Source organism: Streptomyces sp. TN58 (genome assembly GCF_001941845.1).
In the GTDB taxonomy this organism is placed as follows: domain Bacteria; phylum Actinomycetota; class Actinomycetes; order Streptomycetales; family Streptomycetaceae; genus Streptomyces.
Genome location: NZ_CP018870.1, coordinates 3,164,548 through 3,182,271, shown reverse-complemented (window position 1 = coordinate 3,182,271; position 17,724 = coordinate 3,164,548). Strand labels below are relative to the sequence as shown.

15 protein-coding genes are annotated in these 17,724 nt (G+C 72.2%); 8 read left to right on the top strand and 7 right to left on the bottom strand.

The annotated features are described in order from the left end of the window. Positions 1–103: 103 nt before the first annotated feature. The 3 genes from BSL84_RS14305 (at position 104) to BSL84_RS14295 (ending at position 4,683) form a co-directional block, all read left to right on the top strand. Complete coding sequence (locus tag BSL84_RS14305) at positions 104–1,225, top strand: LLM class flavin-dependent oxidoreductase (RefSeq protein WP_045322712.1); 1,122 nt, start codon at positions 104–106, stop codon at positions 1,223–1,225. A gap of 123 nt (positions 1,226–1,348) precedes the next feature. Continuing rightward, positions 1,349–3,223: a D-aminoacylase gene (locus BSL84_RS14300; protein WP_267894041.1), complete on the top strand. Its 1,875-nt coding sequence runs from the start codon at positions 1,349–1,351 to the stop codon at positions 3,221–3,223. Further along, the gene (locus BSL84_RS14295) at positions 3,220–4,683 is read left to right on the top strand and encodes an aldehyde dehydrogenase family protein (RefSeq protein WP_030026879.1); all 1,464 of its coding nucleotides are present in this window, start codon (positions 3,220–3,222) and stop codon (positions 4,681–4,683) included. The genes BSL84_RS14300 and BSL84_RS14295 overlap by 4 nt, the downstream gene beginning before the upstream one ends. Positions 4,684–4,714: 31 nt before the next feature. Here the strand turns inward: BSL84_RS14295 and BSL84_RS14290 are convergent, their stop codons facing one another. Beyond that, positions 4,715–5,803 (bottom strand): DNA alkylation repair protein, encoded by a 1,089-nt coding sequence (locus tag BSL84_RS14290; RefSeq protein WP_075970474.1) that lies wholly within the window; start codon positions 5,801–5,803, stop codon positions 4,715–4,717. 346 nt (positions 5,804–6,149) lie between these two features. On the opposite strand from BSL84_RS14290, the gene BSL84_RS14285 reads away from it, so the two are divergent. Both BSL84_RS14285 and BSL84_RS14280 read left to right on the top strand, forming a co-directional pair. Next, positions 6,150–7,709 (top strand): APC family permease, encoded by a 1,560-nt coding sequence (locus BSL84_RS14285; protein ID WP_075970473.1) that lies wholly within the window; start codon positions 6,150–6,152, stop codon positions 7,707–7,709. Between the two features lie 156 nt (positions 7,710–7,865). After that, positions 7,866–8,162 carry a hypothetical protein gene (locus BSL84_RS14280; protein WP_045322709.1) on the top strand — a complete coding sequence of 99 codons (297 nt, stop codon included), beginning with the start codon at positions 7,866–7,868 and terminating at the stop codon, positions 8,160–8,162. Between the two features lie 94 nt (positions 8,163–8,256). Here BSL84_RS14280 and BSL84_RS14275 read toward each other — a convergent pair whose 3' ends face one another. Next, entirely contained in the window at positions 8,257–8,511 is a 255-nt protein-coding gene (locus BSL84_RS14275) for a hypothetical protein (RefSeq protein WP_030026875.1), read from the bottom strand. 13 nt (positions 8,512–8,524) lie between these two features. Beyond that, positions 8,525–9,040 (bottom strand): hypothetical protein, encoded by a 516-nt coding sequence (locus tag BSL84_RS14270; RefSeq protein WP_075970472.1) that lies wholly within the window; start codon positions 9,038–9,040, stop codon positions 8,525–8,527. Between the two features lie 135 nt (positions 9,041–9,175). Between BSL84_RS14270 and BSL84_RS14265 the strand changes: the two genes are divergently transcribed. Then, entirely contained in the window at positions 9,176–9,793 is a 618-nt protein-coding gene (locus BSL84_RS14265) for a flavodoxin family protein (RefSeq protein ID WP_045322707.1), read from the top strand. Positions 9,794–9,805: 12 nt separating this feature from the next. Here BSL84_RS14265 and BSL84_RS14260 read toward each other — a convergent pair whose 3' ends face one another. Further along, positions 9,806–10,054 carry a DUF397 domain-containing protein gene (locus tag BSL84_RS14260; RefSeq protein WP_075970471.1) on the bottom strand — a complete coding sequence of 83 codons (249 nt, stop codon included), beginning with the start codon at positions 10,052–10,054 and terminating at the stop codon, positions 9,806–9,808. Next, positions 10,051–10,887, bottom strand: coding sequence for a helix-turn-helix domain-containing protein (locus BSL84_RS14255; protein WP_075972096.1), 837 nt, complete (start codon positions 10,885–10,887; stop codon positions 10,051–10,053). The genes BSL84_RS14260 and BSL84_RS14255 overlap by 4 nt, the downstream gene beginning before the upstream one ends. Before the next feature lie 128 nt (positions 10,888–11,015). On the opposite strand from BSL84_RS14255, the gene BSL84_RS14250 reads away from it, so the two are divergent. After that, a complete protein-coding gene (locus BSL84_RS14250) occupies positions 11,016–11,465 on the top strand; it encodes an ATP-binding protein (RefSeq protein WP_037660926.1) in 450 nt (149 codons plus the stop codon). Positions 11,466–11,534: 69 nt separating this feature from the next. Then, complete coding sequence (locus BSL84_RS36990; RefSeq protein ID WP_075970470.1) at positions 11,535–15,497, top strand: hypothetical protein; 3,963 nt, start codon at positions 11,535–11,537, stop codon at positions 15,495–15,497. An 87-nt stretch (positions 15,498–15,584) separates the two neighbouring features. On the opposite strand, the gene BSL84_RS14240 is transcribed toward BSL84_RS36990, so the two are convergent. Together BSL84_RS14240 and BSL84_RS14235 are read right to left on the bottom strand one after the other, a co-directional pair. Next, entirely contained in the window at positions 15,585–16,445 is an 861-nt protein-coding gene (locus BSL84_RS14240; protein WP_075970469.1) for an LLM class F420-dependent oxidoreductase, read from the bottom strand. 96 nt (positions 16,446–16,541) lie between these two features. After that, complete coding sequence (locus tag BSL84_RS14235; protein ID WP_075972095.1) at positions 16,542–17,666, bottom strand: ADP-ribosylglycohydrolase family protein; 1,125 nt, start codon at positions 17,664–17,666, stop codon at positions 16,542–16,544. Positions 17,667–17,724 lie beyond the last annotated feature (58 nt).

Here is a 17,724-nt window from a genome sequence, read left to right as displayed (position 1 = left end):
CGGAGCTGATGGAGCGTCAGGTATTGACGCTCCGGGTCCGGCGGTGGAACAGTCAGGACATCAAATCTGACGCAACGTCAGAAACCGAAGGACGGTGAACCCCTTGGAATTCGGGCTCTTCGTGCAGGGATACGTGCCTGAGGCGCGGTCCAGGGTCGACCCCGAGGCAGAGCACAAGGCGCTGGTCGAGGAGACCGAGTACGTCATCCAGGCCGACAAGTCCGGCTTCAAGTACGCCTGGGCCTCCGAGCACCACTTCCTGGAGGAGTACTCGCACCTGTCGGCGAACGAGGTGTTCCTCGGCTACCTCGCGCACGCCACCGAGCGCATCCACCTCGGCTCCGGCATCTTCAACCCGCTCGCCCCCGTGAACCACCCCGTCAAGGTGGCCGAGAAGGTCGCCATGCTCGACCACCTCTCCAGGGGCCGCTTCGAGTTCGGCACCGGCCGCGGCGCCGGCAGCCACGAGATACTCGGCTTCCTGCCGGGCATCGAGGACATGAACGCCACCAAGGAGATCTGGGAGGAGACCATCGCGGAATTCCCCAAGATGTTCCTCCAGGAGGAGTACGAGGGATTCCAGGGCAAGCACTGGTCGCTGCCGCCGCGGAAGGTCTTCCCCAAGCCGTACGGCAAGGCCCACCCGGCCATGTGGTACGCCGCCGGCTCGCCCTCCTCCTACGCGATGGCGGCCAGGAAGGGCCTCGGCGTGCTGGGCTTCAGCGTGCAGAAGGTCTCCGACATGGAGTGGGTGCTCGACCAGTACAAGACGGCCGTCAGGGAGGCGAAGGCCATCGGCGCCTTCGTCAACGACAACGTGATGGTCACCTCCACCGCGATCTGCGCCGAGACCCACGACAAGGCCGTCGAGATCGCCGTCAACGCCCACATGAACCGCTTCCAGTCACTGGTCTTCCGCTACCACGACACCTTCCCGCGGCCCGAGGCGATCCCCCAGTGGCCCGAGACCCTGCCGGAGTACAACGCGGAGATCATCGAGCTGCTGATCGCCGAGGAACTCCTCATCTGCGGCGACCCCTCGGAGGTGCGGGCCCAGTGCAAGCGCTGGGAGCAGGCGGGTGCCGACCAGCTCTCCTTCGGCCTGCCGACCGGCGTCGGGTACGAGGACACGATGACCACGATCAAGCTGATCGGCGAGCACGTGATCCCGCACATCGACACGGACCCGGTCCACCGCACGACCCGCTTCCGTCAGTCCGCCTGACCCCTGCGGGGGCATCCACGGGGACGGCGTCTTCCCGGACCGCCGTCCCGCACCCGCCCCGGCTGGGCGGCCACCGGCCGGGGCACACCCAGCCTCGCCGGCGTTCGAGGCGCGGGGTCTGGGGTGGCTCCCCGGCAACCCGGCTCCGCCGGGCACCGGGCTCTGCCCGGACCCGCGCCTCAAACGCCGACGGGGCTGAAGGCGGGCGGAGCCCCACGAGACGGGCCGCAACGCGCGAACACCGGCAGAGAGGACGCCATGCTCGACCACCTGATCAAGGGCGCGACCGTCGTGGACGGCACCGGCGCCCCCGCCCGCGTCGCGGACCTCGGCATACGCGACGGCCGCATCGCCGTCATCGCCGCACCCGGCACCGTCACCGAGGAGGCCCGCACCAGTGAGGACGCCACCGGCCTCGTGCTCACCCCCGGCTTCGTCGACCCGCACACGCACTACGACGCCCAGCTCTTCTGGGACCCGTACGCCACCCCCTCCATGAACCACGGCGTCACCACCATCGCCGGCGGGAACTGCGGCTTCACCCTCGCCCCGCTCAACCCGGACCGCCCCGAGGACGCCGACTACACACGCCGCATGATGAGCAAGGTCGAGGGCATGGCCCTGGCGGCCCTGGAGGAGGGCGTCGACTGGACCTGGTCCACCTTCGGCGAGTACCTCGACGCCCTGGAAGGGCGAATCGCCGTCAACGCCGGCTTCATGGTCGGCCACTGCGCCCTGCGCCGCCACGTCATGGGCGAGGCGGCCGTCGGCGGACAGCCCACCCCCGAGCAGATGCGGCAGATGCTCGACCTCCTCCACGACGCCATGGACGCCGGTGCCTGGGGCCTGTCCACCACCCAGTCCGCCACCCACTCCGACGGCGCGGGCGCCCCCGTCGCCTCCCGGCACGCCAAGGCCGCCGAACTGCTCGCGCTGTCCCGCGCCGTCGCCGAACACGAGGGCACCCAGCTCGAAGCGATCGTCGCCGGCTGCCTCGACCAGTTCGCCGACGAGGAGATCGACCTCCTCGTCGACATGAGCGCCGCCGCCGGCAGGCCCCTGAACTGGAACGTCCTCACCATCGACGCGGCCGTCCCCGAACGCGTCCCGCGCCAGCTGGTCCCCAGCGAACGCGCCCGCAAGGCCGGCGGCCGCATCGTCGCCCTCACCATGCCGATCCTCACCCCCATGAACATGTCCCTCGGCACCTTCTGCGCACTGAACCTCATCCCCGGATGGGGCGACGTCCTCGGCCTGCCCGTCCCCGAACGGATCGTCAGGCTCCGCGACCCGGACGTCCGCGCCGAGATGCTGCGCCGCGCCGACAGCAAGGAAGCCGGAGTCTTCCGCCGCCTGGCGAACTTCGGCCGGTACGTCATCGGCGACACCTACAGCAAGGAGAACGAAGGACTCACCGGACGGGTCGTCGACGACATCGCCGCCGAACGCGGCCAGGACCCCTTCCAGTGCCTCGTCGAGATCTGCGCCAACGACGACCTGCGCACCGTGCTCTGGCCCATGCCCACCGACAACGACCCGGCGACCTGGGCCCTGCGCGCCGAGACCTGGCAGCACGAGGACGTCATGCTGGGCGGCTCCGACGCCGGCGCGCACCTGGACCGGATGTGCGGAGCCCCGTACACAACCCGCTTCCTCGGCGACTGCCTGCGCGGCCGCAAGCTCCTGCCGCTGGAACAGGCCGTACGGATGCTCACCGACGACCCGGCCCGGTTGTTCGGCCTGCGCGAGCGCGGCCGGCTCGCCGAGGGCTACCACGCCGACCTGGTCCTCTTCGACCCCGACCGCATCGAGGCGGGACCGGCCACCCTCGTCCACGACCTGCCCGGCGACAGCCCCCGCCTGGACGCGCGCGCCATCGGCGTCGTCTCGGTACGGGTCAACGGCGTGGAGACCATCCGCGACGATCAGATCACGGGCGCCGTCCCCGGCGTCGTGCTGCGCTCGGGCCGCGACACCCGGACGGTGAGCACCAGGTGAACACACAACCCCTTTACATCGGCGGCGAGTGGGTGGAGCCGGCCGGCGGCCACTACGAGGTGGTCAACCCGGCCGACGAGTCGGTGGTCGGACTCGCACCGGAGGCCTCCCGCGAACAGGTCGCCGACGCCGCCCGAGCCGCGGCCGACGCCTTCGGCAGCTGGTCGCGCACCACCCCGCAGGAACGGGCGGCGATCCTCGACCGGGCCGCGGACATCATGCAGCGCGAGTTCGAACCGTGGTCGGCGCTGGCCCGCGCCGAGACGGGCGCCCCGACCGGCATCGCGCGGGGCATGCAGGTCGGCGTCGGCGTCGCACGCTTCCGCCGGTACGCCAAGGGCGCCCTGGAGCCGGTCGAGAAGGGGCTGCCGCCCCAGGTCACCGAGGCCGGCCCGATGGGAGGGGCGAGCATCCTGGGCGCGCTGGAGGTCCGCCGGCCGGTCGGCGTCGTCACCTGCATCACCTCCTACAACAACCCGTGGGCGAACCCGGCCGGCAAGGTGGCCCCGGCCCTGGCCATGGGCAACACGGTGGTGGTCAAGCCCGCCCCGCAGGACCCGCTGTCGGTGTTCAGGATGGCCGAGGCACTGCACGAGGCCGGCGTCCCGGCGGGCGTCGTCAACGTGGTGAACGGCCAGTCGGTGGCGGTCGGCGAGGCCGCCGTCGACTCGCCGGACGTGGACATGGTGTCCTTCACCGGCTCGACGGCCGTCGGGCAGCGCATCGCCGAGGTCTGCGGCCGGACGATGAAGCGGCAGCTGATGGAACTCGGCGGCAAGGGTGCGGCGATCGTCTTCGAGGACGCCGACCTGGACGCGGCGGTCTCGGGGATCGGCACCACCTTCTCCTTCTACTCCGGGCAGATCTGCACCGCCCCCACGCGCGTGATCGTCCACCGGTCGGTCTACCGACAGCTGGTGGACAAGCTCACCGGCTACCTCGCCTTCATGAAGGTCGGCGACCCGGCGGCGGCCGGGACGGTCGTCGGCCCGGTCATCTCGGCGGCGCACCGCGACCGCGTGGAGTCGTACGTCGAGCTGGGCCGGAAGGAGGGCGCACGGATCGCGTACGGCGGCGAGCGCCCCGTGGTCGGGGACGGCCGCGGCTTCTACGTGGCGCCGACCCTGCTCGTGGACTGCACGAACGACATGCGGGTGGTCCGCGAGGAGATCTTCGGCCCGGTCGTCGTGGTCGTCCCCTTCGACGGCGGCGAGGACGAAGCGGTCCGGCTGGCCGACGACAGCGACTTCGGGCTGCTGTCCTACGTGTGGTCCGGCGACGCGGCACGCGCCTTCCGCGTGGCGCGGCGGCTGCGCGCGGGCGGGGTCGGCGTGAACACCGTCGGGCGCAACATGGAGGCCCCCTTCGGCGGCTTCAAGCGCAGCGGGGTCGGCCGTGACGTCGGCTCGTACGCCCTGCACGCCTACAGCGAGATCCAGTCGATCGTCTGGACGACGTAGCCCGCGGCCGGGCGGGAGCCGGTCGCGCGGGTCAGCCGGCGTCCAGGGAGAAGACGGCCTCCCCGCGGACGCGGCCGTTGACCTGGAGCTGCACCAGGTGTTCGCCGGAGTGGTAGCGGCGGGTGGTGATCGGCTTGAAGGAGTGCCGCTTGGTGCCGCCGAGGGTTTCGCCGGGGGCCAGCGGGCGGGTGAGGAGCTTGAAGACCTTCGGGGTGCGGGTGCCGTTCGCCTTCGTGTGGTGCACGACGTAGTCGATCACCAGCTCGGCCGGGAGCTCGCCGGTGTTGGTGACGGCGTAGTCGAAGACGAGGTACTCGCCGACGGCCACCCGTGGGGTGGTCACCACCGGCCCGCGCACGGTGACCGGTACGTCCGGGGCGTGCCCGAGGAGGGTCAGCGCCTCGGGCCGGCCGGCCTTGACCAGGGTGCGCAGGCCGTGCCGGACGACGCGGTCCGTAGTGTCGGCGGGCGCGGCCAGCCAGCGGGCCGCGGTCTCCACGGCGAGGAGGGGGTGGTCCCGGCTGATGTCGTTGAGGTGGTTGGAGACGGAGCGGCGGACGTACTCGGACTCGTCGAGGTAGAGGGCGTCCAGCACCGGCAGGGCGGGGCGAGGGTCGGCGACGAAGGCGGGGAGCTGCGGGGCCCACGGCAGCCGGGGGCGGGTCCCCTCGCTGGCCAGGCGCCGCACGTGCGGGTCCGGGTCGTCCGTCCACTTCCGTATGACGGCCAGGGCGCGGTCGGGGTCGGCGCGCAGGAAGGGGCGTACGGCGGATTCGGCGGTCAGCCGGGGGGTGAGGGCGTGCAGCAGCTCCAGCCCGGGCTCGAACACCTGCAGCCCGCGGACGGCGACAGCCTCGTTGACGGGGAAGGTCATCCAGCCCTCGAAGCCGGGCTCGGTGAGGGCGGCGCGCACGACGGCCTCGAAGGCCGGCCAGTCCTCGGGGAGGTCGGCGAGGACCGCGTCGCGCACGGCGGCGACCCTGCCGCTGTACGTCAGCCCGTCCAGGGCGGTGGCGCGGGCGGTCAGGGCGGGCGCGGACGGGCGGCCGCCGGCGCGCGCGAGGAGGCGGGCGAGGGTGGTGACGGTGTCCGCGCTGAGGAGCTCATCGGCCGTGGGCATGGGGACAGTCTCGCCGATCACGGCAGCAGGGCGGCCAACCCCCCGGCCGACCCCGGCCGACCCCGGCCGTACACCGCGTCCCGGTCTGCCGCATACCGCGTTACCGCAGGTCACCGCAAAGTCACGACGGAAAGTTTGGAATGGCGCAAATCGGGCATGGCTGCGGTTTCCGCATGATGAAAGCCTCTTCGTCGCGCCTGCTGATTGAGGGCCGGACGGCTGGGTCGCCCTTGCATTGAGCGCCGGGGAAGGGCTCGACCCTCAGGATTCCAAGGCGTCAGGGCCTGTTCGCTTCCGGAGTTCAATCCTCCAGATGTGGAATACGCACCATCTAACGTCCTGACCCATGACTCAGCTGGACGTTCGGCCTCAGGCCGGAGACACGGTAAGCGGCGTGGCCGACGGCGACGTTCGCGGCAAGGGCCTCGGCAAGGGGTCCGTCGGGCTCGTGGGCAGCGCCGTCATCGGCATCTCCACCGTCGCCCCCGTCTACTGCCTGACCTCGACCCTCGGCTCCACCGCCGGCGAGGTCGGCATGCAGATGCCCGCGATCTTCCTCGCCGGCTTCCTCCCGATGCTCCTGGTCGCCTTCGCCTACCGCGAGCTCAACAAGGCCGTGCCGGACTGCGGCACCTCCTTCACCTGGACCGTCAAGGCCTTCGGCCCGCGCATCGGCTGGATGTGCGGCTGGGGCCTGGTGATCGCCACGATCATCGTCCTCTCCAACCTCGCGGGCGTCGCCACCTCCTACTTCTGGCTGCTGGCCGGCGAGATCACGAACAACCCGTCGATCGCCGCCCTGGACGACAACAAGCTCGTCCACATCGCCACCTGCCTGACCCTGGTCGCCCTCGCGACCGCCATCAGCTACCGCGGCATGACCGCCACCAAGGGCGTCCAGTACGCACTCGTCGGCCTCCAGCTCGTCGTACTCGCCGTCTTCGTCGCCATGGCCCTCCAGAAGGCCTCCGCCGGCACCTTCGACACCGGCCTGGACTTCTCCTGGTCCTGGATGAACCCCTTCGCGGTCGAGTCCATGGCCGCCTTCACCGCCGGACTCTCCCTCTCGATCTTCATGTACTGGGGCTGGGACGCGTGCCTGGCCACCAACGAGGAGACCACCGGCTCCGCCAAGACCCCCGGCCGCGCCTCGCTCATCGCGATGGTCGTCCTCGTCGGCTCCTACCTCGCCACCGGCGTCGCCGCCCAGATGGCCGTCGGCTCGGGCGGCGAAGGCCTCGGCCTCGCCAACGAGGAGACCTCCGACAACGTCTTCGCGGCCCTCGCCGGCCCCGTGATGGGCCCGGTCCTCGGCGTCCTGCTCTTCGTCGCCGTCCTGGCCTCCGCCGCGGCCTCCCTCCAGACCACCTTCATCCCGGTGGCCCGCACGGTCCTCGCGATGTCGACGTACGAGGCGCTGCCGCCCTCCTACGCCAAGGTCCACCCGCGCTTCAAGACCCCGGGCCGCGCCACCGTCATGGCGGGCGTCGCCACCGGGCTCTTCTACACGGTGATGACCCTGGTCAGCGAGAACGTCCTGACCGACACGATCTTCGCGCTCGGCCTGATGATCTGCTTCTACTACTCGCTGACCGCCTTCGCCTGCGCCTGGTACTTCCGCGCCGAGCTGCGCCGCTCCTCCCGCGACCTGTTCTTCAAGGGCGTCTTCCCGGTCCTCGGCGGAGTCCTCCTGGCCGCGGTCTTCTGCAAGACGCTCTTCGACATGTGGGACCCGGCCTACGGATCCGGTTCCACCGTCCTCGGCGTCGGCAGCGTGTTCATCATCGGCGTCGGCCTGCTCGCCCTCGGCCTGGTGATCATGTTCGTCACCGAGCGCCGCAGCCCCGCCTTCTTCCGCGGCGAGGTCCTGACGAAGTCCACCCCGGCCCTGGTGGTCCAGGACTGACCCACCCGAGCCCGACCATCCCGCCGAGTCATCCCCGCGGCCCCGGACCGATTCCCCCGATCCGGGGCCGCCGGCGTTCCCGCCGACGGTTCCTGCCGTCACTCCAAAGTGGGGGGCGGGTGGTGACCCCGGGGTGGCGGGGTCGTTGGGCCGGGCATGACTGCCATCAAGCGCACCCTTGCCGCCCTGGTCCTGTCCGGCGGCGCAGCCCTCGCACTCGTCCCCGCCGCGCACGCCGCCGACGAGCCGTCCGCGGCGACCGGGGCGGCGCCGCTCGTCGGCCGGGTCGTCGACATCGCCGACCACCCCGCGCAGACCGTCCAGGACGCGAAGACGGCGGTCGCGGTGACCCAGGGCGCGGTCGGCTCCGCCACGCAGGCGACCGACAGCTCACTCGGAGGCGCCGGCTCGGCCCTGGACGCCGGACTGCCGAAGACCCCGAAGGTCGGCTGACCCCGGCCCGGTTCCGCCGCAGGTACGGGAGCCGCACGCCGCACGCCGGGCGCCGGCCGGTGGCCGGCGGGCATGCACCGCACGTGACGCTCGATCAGGCGGCCGGGTCGGGGACGTAGACGCTCACCCGGTAGGCCGTCGGGTGGTTGAGGCGGCCGCAGAACGTGTCGATCCGGATGTGCGCCGGGTCGGCGACGGTGCCGGCGGCCCGGAGGCTGCGTAGGAAGTCCCGCAACTCCGCATGCTCCTGCGACTCGAACAGCGGCTCCCACCGGCCGGGGACGTTCTCCGGCCGGTGCCGCTCGTCGTGCCGCTGCCGCCTCTGCTTGCGCCTGCGCTGTCCGGGCACGGGGTCGGTCCTCTCAGGGCCGCCATCGTGGGGCGTCGTAGCCCGGGTCGTCCGGGTCGGGGAAGTGGAACGGCACGGCGAGGTGGTCCGCCAGGGCGCGGCCCGCCTCGGTGGCGGCCTCGGCCGGGTCGCGGTCCCGGCGGTTGTGGACGGTGGCCAGGTGCCGTTCCCCGGCGGGGTCGTCGGTGATCGCCAGGAGGTTCACGAACCAGCCGTGGACCGTGTCCCCGTCCCAGACGGCCTCGATCGCCGCCACCCGTCCCGGCAGGCCGCTCGTGAGGACGGTCAGGGACTCCAGGTCCAGCGGACTCTCGGGGGTACGGGCGATCCGGTCGCCGTGGAAGACGTACCGCTCGTGGACCACCATCTCGGCCTCGTGCAGGCCGATGCCGTGGGCGCGCCCGGCGTCCCACACGAGCTTGACGGCCGGCAGAAGAGAGTCCTGGAGGACGTACCCGTCGACCTGCGCGCGAATCCCCGCCGGTAGCGCATCCCAGTGGTCCTCGTCCTGTTGCCGTGCTGCGGACATGCCCGTTCCGTCCCCTCGATCCGTCCGGCCGTCATGGTCCCCGGCAGCCGGTCCCGCCGTCGAGGGGATTTCGCCCGGCCCGGCCGCCCGCACGCGGACGGAATGGCTCCGCAAACAGCGGAAGTTGCATGCCACATGACGACCGACAGACTTACCGACGCCGACCGCTCCTTCCTCTTCGTCCTCGGCAGCTCGCGCCCGGACGGCAACACCGAAATACTCGCCCGGGCCGCGGCCGAGCAGCTGCCCGCCGGCGTTCCGCAGCGCTGGGTGGACCTCGCGCAGGACCCGCTGCCCGACTTCCAGGACGGCCGGCACGAGGACGGGACCTGGCCCGTGACCGAGCGCGAAGAGGAGCTGCGCCGGCTCACCCTGGAGGCCACCGACATCGTGATCGCCTCGCCCCTGTACTGGTACACGGTCTCCGCGAACACCAAGCGCTATCTCGACTACTGGTCCGGCTGGCTGGGCGTCCCCGGCCTGGACTTCAAGAAGCGGATGGCGGGCGGCACGCTGTGGGGTGTCACGGTGATGGCCGAGGAGAACGAGGCCACCGCCGACGGGCTGATCACCAGCCTCAACAACACCGCCGCCTACCTCGGCATGCGCTTCGGCGGCGTCCTGCTCGGCAACGGCTCCCGCCCCGGCCAGGTCCGGGACGACGAGCGCGCACTGACCCGCGCCAAGACGTTCTTCGAGCGCGAGGCCCCGCTCGCCCGGTTCCCCGGCGAGGAGGAGACCGGGGAGCGGTAGCCGCGCCGCCGTTCAGCGGGTGGCGGTGACGCCGCCCAGGAACGCGGTCCAGACACCCGGGGTGACGGCCAGTTCGGGGCCGGCCGTCACCTTGGAGTCCCGGACGTGCACGGCACCGGGGCAGGCGGCGACCTCGACGCAGTCGTCGCCCTCGCTTCCGCTGTACGTGGACTTGTGCCAGGAGAGGGCGACCTCGACGCAGCTGTCGCCCTGGCTCCCGCTGTAGCTGCTCTTGAACCACCGCAAGTCGGAGCTGTTCACAGGGAACCTCGCATTCGCATCAACAGGCCCGTGCTGTCAGCAGGATTGAGGGCCTGGATGCGAAGTTTGGCATACCGCTGGTGGAGCACGCTGATGGCTTTCGGGTCGGTGATGACCTGGCCCGTCTTCTGTCCCTCGCTGTAGCCCAGCCACTCGTGTTCATCGGTTTCCAGGAGTCGGAAGGGGCCGTCGGTGCCCGCGTGCACCGGCTGGACGAGCGGCATGACCTGGATGTCGACGTTGGGGAGCTCCCCCCACTCCAGGAGGCGGTCGATCAGCTCCCGCGTGACCTGCGGCCCGCCCGTGCGCCGCTCGATCAGCGCCTGCTCGATGACGAAGCTGAAGAGCGCGTACGGGGTGCGGTGCAGCAGCTTCTGCCGCTCCAGGCGGACCGCGACACGGGCCTCCGCCTCCTCGGGGGTGGCCAGCGGCGGGACGTTGTCGATGAGGGCGCGGGCGTAGGACTCCGGTTGGAGCAGGCCCGGTACGGACCGGCACTCGTACGTATTGAGGGTGACGGCCACCTCCTCCAGCTCCGCCCACCGCCGGAACCACGTCGCCAGGCCGCGCCGCCGCGTCAGCTGCTTCGCGGCGATGTCGATGACGCCGAAGGTGTCCAGGACCGCTTCCGTCTTGTTCACGAACTTCTGCGACGGGTGGCGGCGGCCCTGCTCCACCGAGCCGACGTACTGGACCGAGTAACCGATCAGCGGAGCCAGTTGCTCCTGGGTCAGGCCGGCGCGTTTGCGGGAGGCCTTGACCGTCTCGCCGAAGCAGCGCAGGTTGTCGTCCGGCTCGACCTCGCCGTCACCGCTGTCGTCGGCACTCACCATGGCGGTCACCTCCCCGGAGGAAGCCTCACGGACGGTGACCACGCCTGTCCAGGGAGTGGACTCGTACAGTTGGTTTGTACGAGTGTGGGTGGTGTTGAACGACCCTGGTCGGGCGGGATGTTGGCGGCATGACCGCACCTTCCGGCCACGCCCGGACCCTCGTACGCGTGTTCACTCAGCGTTTCACCGCCACCCGTCGCGGGGCCCGGCTCGCCCGGCAGCTGGCCCTCGTCGAGCTCGACGCGTGGGGCTTCCCCGAATCCACCGCCCTGTCCGCGGACGCCGGGCTGCTCGTGGCCGAGCTCGCCGCCAACGCCGTCCGGCACGGACGCGTCCCGGGTCGGGACTTCGAGCTGAAGCTGACGCTGCTGGAGGACGTCCTGCGCGTCGAGGTCTCCGACGCCCGCGGCGACCGCCGCCCGGCCGTGCAGCCGCACGCGTACGGGGCGGAGTCCGGCTACGGCCTGCGCATCGTGGACGCCGTCGCAGGCGACTGGGGCGTCTCGGACCGCCTCGTCGGCAAGACGGTCTGGGCGGAGCTGACCCGTCGGCGATGCCCCCCTGCGGGGCTCGTGTAGAGGGGATATAAGCTCCGCCTGCCCGTCGTGACATTCACCGGACAGGGACATGCTGAGCTGGGGGCTCCATTGAGACTGCTGCCGTCGGGCAGAAGAAGACGCGAGAGACCGGGGAAGGGCAGGGCCGCCGTCGCGTCCGGGGCCCTGCTGCTGGGCCTCCTGGCGTCGTTCACCGGCCAGAGCGGATCCGCCGCCGCGGCGACACCGCCGCCCGCCCTCGCCCCCGCTGCCGTCGCCGCTCCCGTGTCGGGGCCCGAAGCCACGGCGCCGAAGACCGATCCGGCGGCCGAGCGCGAGGCCGTCGTGCGCTCGCTCCAGCAGAGCGGCCAGGCGGCAGGCGCCTGCCCGACGGCCCTGCAGCCGAGCACGATCGTCAACTGCGCGGTGGAGCCGAACACGACGGCGTCCTTCTCCCTCACCCTGCCCGCGCCGGACGTGGTCGTCCTCCAGGTCGTCACGTCGCCCGGGATCATCCGGCCCAAGCTGGTGTCGCCCACCGGCACCGCCGTGACGTGCGAGCACGTGCTGGGTTCGGGGGACTACGCGTACGGAGCGGTCCGCTGCCCCGCCACCCAGGCGGGCACCTACACGATGAAGGTGGAGAACGGCACCGGCTCCCAGACCCAGGTCTGGGCCTCGTACCTGCCGCTGGTCTCCTCCACCACCTGTGAGACGGTCGCTCCCGCGGACCGCACCCTCGGCGCCCCCAAGGTGTTCCAGGGCTCCCTGCCGGCCGGCTCGGCGGGTGACTGCTACGCGCTGGACCTGGCCGCGAACGACGTACTGCGCAGCTACTCGTCCTCCAAGGACATCCACCACATCGTCCACGACGCGACCGGCAAGCAGATCTGTGCCGGCGTACGCGACTGGCAGAACACGGGCAGCGTCGCCCTCGACTGCAAGCTCACCGGCACCGCGCCGTTCCGGATGACGGCGCTCAGCGCCCTCGGGGCGGGCCAGGCGGCCTACGACGTCACCCTGGCGCGTCTGTCGAAGCCGGAGGGCTGCGCGGTCGTGGAGCCGCAGGCGTTCGGTGTCTCCCCGGACCTGGGCTCCACGGTGCGTTGCCGCACCCTGCGGGTCGTCCAGCCCGCCTGGCACTCCTTCGGACCGGTGGCGTCCGGTACCGCTCCCACCGGCACGCTGTACAACACGGCGGGCGCCGCGATGCCCAGCCCCTGCCAGTACGGCGGATGCGATCTGCCCGCAGGCGACCACACCTGGGCGGTCACTCCCAAGCCGGAAGCCCCCGCCGCCTTCGGCATGGCCTTCCACTCCGCCAAGGAGACCCGCGGCTGCACCGCCACCCACGACAACGGGCTCGTCGCCGGGCCGGTGACCGGCACCTTCGGCGGACCGGGGCAGAAGCTGTGCCTGACCCTGCCGACCGCGTCCGGGAAGGGCGTCTACCTGCTCGACCGGACGCCTGCCGGCGGGCAGGCCGCAGCCGTCGTCGTGTACGACGCGTCCGGCTCCAAGCAGTGCGAGTACTCCGGCTATCACCCGGTCTGCAAGCTGGCCGGGACCGCGCCGTTCCGGGCCGTGATGACCGGTGCCCCGTCGCAGGCGTACGCGCTGGCGGTCCACCGGACCGGCGAGGCCGCCGGATGCGCGGCCTGGCCGCAGACCGGCTTCGACGCGACGGCGGGCGCGCAGGTGTCGCTCACCTCGGGCGGACGACAGTCCTGCCTGAGCCTGCCGGCCGACCAGCACGCGGCCGCCGAGGTGCTCGCCTACTCCGCCCCGCTCAACCAGGGGTCGGGGACCTTCTACGCCGCCGACCCCGCGGGCAACGTCGCCTGCATCGGCGGCCCCTTCACCGCGTGCCCCCTCGCATCCGGCACTCCGTACACCGTCATGTTGGTCGGGCAGGCCGCGGAGACCTACAAGCTGGCCCGGCGCGACATCTCGGCCACGGCGAAATGCGCCGTCCCGGCGTCGACGAAGGTCGGCGGCCAGGCCGTGTCCTTCGACCTGACCTCGGTGCTCGACGCCCGCTGCGTGCGGGTGAGCGGTGCGGCCACCGACAAGTTCTGGCTGGGCGCCCGGACGGCCGGCGGCAAGGACGCCCCCGCGGCGACGGTGCAGGTGGTGGACGCCGGTGGCACGTTCAGGTGCCGGCAGTACACCACCGCCTGCCGGGCCACGGGATCCACGTCGTACGTCGCGATCGTCCACACCACCGGCTACGCGGGCAAGCCGGTCCACGCCGACGTCGACACCTGGAAGGTCGCCACGTCCACGGGCTGGGTGCCGGAGTGCACCGCGAACCGGATCTCGGTGGCGGGCTTCCCGTACCGCAGCGGGGTGCTGACGGAGAGCTCCACCGCCTACTGCGCGGTCCTGGACATGAAGCCCTCGCAGACCTTCGGCGTCGGCGGGCGGTTCACGTCCAACGACCTCGCCGTCGCGGCCTCCCCCGAACGGAGCCTGCTGGGCCCCGACGTGTGGGAGGGAACCGGCACCACGTCCAAGTACGGGTGTGACGGGTACGGCCTGTGCTCCACCGAGAGCGACGCGAAGGCCGGCCAGGCCGTCCTGATGCTGAGCGCCGGCAGGGCCGCCCCGCCGATCGAGTTCACCATGAACGGATCCTGCGTCACCGGGTGCGGCGGGCAGCAGCCCAACCCGTGGGTGTCCGGGATCAGCCCCGCCACCGGTCCCGCCGGAACGTGGAACCAGGCGGTCGTCCACGGGGCGGACCTCAACCTCGGCATGGAGCTGATGCTCATGCCCAGCGGTACGCAGTACGAACAGGGCCCCTACCTCAAGCCGCTGTCGGTGAGCCCGGACGGCACCTCGATGAAGGTGCTGGTCGACACCACCGGGCTGAAGCCGGGGCTGTACGACGTCGGGCCGTACATCGGCCACCGGATCACCAAGGCGTACACGGTGACGGCGCCGACGACCGCCACCAAGAGCCGGTTCGTGCCGCACGGCCCGGCCCGGTTCCTGGACACCCGTGACGGTACGGGTGCGGCGAAGCAGCGGGTCGGCCCGGGCGGCGTCGTCACCCTGCAGGTGGCCGGCGTGAAGGGCATCCCGGCGACGGGGGTGACGGCCGTGGTGATGAACGTGACCGCGGTCCAGCCGACCGAGGCCGGGCACGTGATGGTCTACCCGAACGGGCAGCCCAGACCGTCGGTGTCGAACCTCAACTTCGCGCCCGGGCAGATCGTGCCGAACCTGGTGACGGTGGCCGTGGTGAACGGGAAGGTCGACCTGCGCAACAACTCCGGCTCGGTGGACCTGATCGCCGACGTCACCGGCTACTACACCGACAAGGCCGGGGCCGGCTCCGCGCTGAACCCCCTCACGCCGGCACGGTTCCTCGACACCCGCGACGGCACGGGTGCGAAGAAGGAGCGGGTCGGTCCGGGCGGCGTCGTCACCTTGCAGGTGGCCGGTGTGAAGGGCGTCCCGGCGACGGGGGTGACGGCCGTGGTGATGAACGTGACCGCGGTCCAGCCGACCGAGGCCGGGCACGTCACGGTCTACCCGAACGGGCAGGCCGCACCGGGGGTGTCGAACCTCAACTTCACGCCTGGGCAGATCGTGCCGAACCTGGTGACGGTCCCCGTGGTCAACGGCAAGGTCGACCTGCGCAACAACTCCGGTTCGGTGGACCTCATCGCCGACGTCACCGGCTACTACGCGGCGACCGGTTCGGCGTTCTCGGCCGGCGCGCCGGTCCGCCTCCTCGACACCCGTGACGGGACCGGCGCCCGCGCCGGAGCCGTCGGCGGGGGCAGCATCGTCAGCCTCCAGGTGGCCGGAGTCGAGGGCGTACCGCTCACGGGGGTGACCGCGGTCGTCCTGAACGTCACGGTCACCGGCCCGACCGACGCGGGCCATCTGATCGTCCACCCGCACGGGACCGGACGGCCGGGCGTGTCGAACCTCAACTACACGGCCGGGCAGACCGTCTCCAACCTGGTGGTCGTACCGGTGGTGGACGGCCGGGTGACGTTCTTCAACAACTCCGGCTCCGTCCACGTGATCGCCGATCTGAACGGCTGGTTCACGTCCTGAGGACCGCGGCAGAGTGAAACCACCGGGGCCCGTCCGATCGCAACGATCGGGCGGGCCCCGCCGCTGTACGTGAACCGGGTCGCCGGGTCAGAGGTACCGGGCGAAGTCGTCCAAGGCCCGCAGGATGTCCGGCTCGGGCTCCGAGGGGAGCTGGAGGACGACCTCCTCGATGCCGAGGTCGGCGTAGTGGGCGAGCTTGCCCGGGGTCGGGCGGACGGCGTACGGGACGACCTGGAGGGACTTCGGATCACGTCCGGCGGTCTCCCAGACCTGGCGGAGCACCGGAAGGGACTCGGACAGGCCGCCGCCGCCGATCGGGAGCCAGCCGTCGGCGTGGTCGGCGACGGCGGCGAACAGCTTCGGGCCGGCCGCGCCGCCGATCAGGGTGCGTGGGCCGTGCAGCGGCGAGCCGGGGCCCAGTTCGCGCGAGGCCTGGACCGGCTTGGGATGGGCGCTGCTGGCCTGCACGGAGCAGTACTGGCCCACGTACGCCGCCGGCTCCGGCGCCCACAGGGCGCGCATCAGGGCCATCCGGTCGCGGACCAGGTCGCGGCGGGTGCGCCACTCGACGCCGTGGTCGGCGGCCTCCTCCACGTTCCAGCCGTAGCCGACGCCCAGGGTGAAGCGCCCTCCGGAGAGGTGGTCGAGGGTCGCGACCTGCTTCGCGAGGACGATCGGGTCGTGCTGGGCGACCAGGGTGATGCCGGTGCCCAGGTGCAGGCGCTCGGTGACCGCGGCGGCCTGGCCGAGGGCGACGAAGGGGTCGAGGGTGCGGCCGTACATCTCGGGGAGTTCGCCGCCCATGGGCGCGGCGGTCTCCCGGGAGACGGGGATGTGGGTGTGTTCCGGCAGGTAGAGGCCAGAGAAGCCGCGCTCCTCCAGGCTGCGGGCGAGACGGACGGGGGAGACGGTGCGGTCGGTGAGGAAGACGGTCGTGGCGATCCGCATGTGTGCTGGCACCTCCGGCGGCCGGGACGTGGGAACGCCACGGTACGGTCTGCGGCCGCCGTTGTTGAGGGTGCGTCAGGTCGAGGTGGGTCGGCGTCAGCCGCGCGGGTAGCGGGCGAGCCAGCCGGGGGAGGAGCCCGAGGGGCTGTGGAGGGTGGGCCCCTGCGTCATCTCCAAGGCGAAGTCGTCGCACAGTTCGAGGAGCGTGGCGCGGCCTTCGAGCTCGGCGAGCCAGGCGGGCGGCAGGGCCGTCTCGCCGTGGAGCGCGCCCAGCAGCGCCCCGCAGAGGGCGCCGGCGGAGACGGAGTCACCGCCGTGGTTGACCGCGAGGCGCAGGCCGTGGGCGACGTCCTCGGCGACGAGGGCGCAGTAGACGGCGACGGCGAGGGCGTGCGTGGCGTCGCGCGCCTCGGGCGCGGCGTCGCCGGGGGAGAGCGCTTCCACGGCGTCGGGGCCGGGCGGGCCCTGGGTGACCGCCGACATGGCCCGCTGGAGGGCGTCGGTGACGGGCTGGTGCCCGGGACGGGCCCCCAGCAGCCCCAGGGTGCGCTGGACGGCGGCGTCCAGGGAGTCGCCGCGGGTCAGACCGTGGACGATCACGGCGAGGGCGCCGGCCGAGAGGTGGGCGGTCGGATGCCCGTGGCTCTGCGCGGCGCACTCGACGCTCAGCTGGAGGACGAGGGCGGGCTCCCAGCCGACCAGCAGCCCGAAGGGCGCCGAGCGGGCGGCGGCGGCCGCGCCGCGGGCGGTCGGGTTCTTGGGCCGGTCGAGGGTGGCGAGGACGTCGTCGCCGAAGCCGGTCAGGCAGGCGCGGTCCGGGTCGCGGCGGGCGTAGAGCCACTCCTCCCGCCCGAGCCAGCCGTTGTCCTCGCGGCGCTCGTCCGGACCCCAGTCGTGCTGGGTGGCCGCCCAGCGGCGGTACGCGCGGTGGACGTCGGTCGGCGGGTGCCAGGTGCCGGTGTCCCGGCGTACGTGGGCCCGTATCAGCCCGTCCACGGTGAAGAGGCTGAGCTGGGTGGCGGCGGTGACCCGGCCGCGGCGGCCGTGCGCGGCGGCGGGGCCGGTCAGGCCGTCGGGGCCGTGCGCGGCGCGGATGGCGTCGAGGGAGAGGCCGGCGAGGGGCGCGCCGAGGGCGTCGCCGAGGGCCGCGCCGAGGAGGGTGCCGCGGATACGGCTGCGGAAGTCCTGCTGCTGAACCCGCCCCCAGAGGCCGGTGACGATCCCCTGCCCGAGCGTCCCGCCTCCGGCGGGGGCGGGAGCCGGGCTGTCTGCGGCCGGG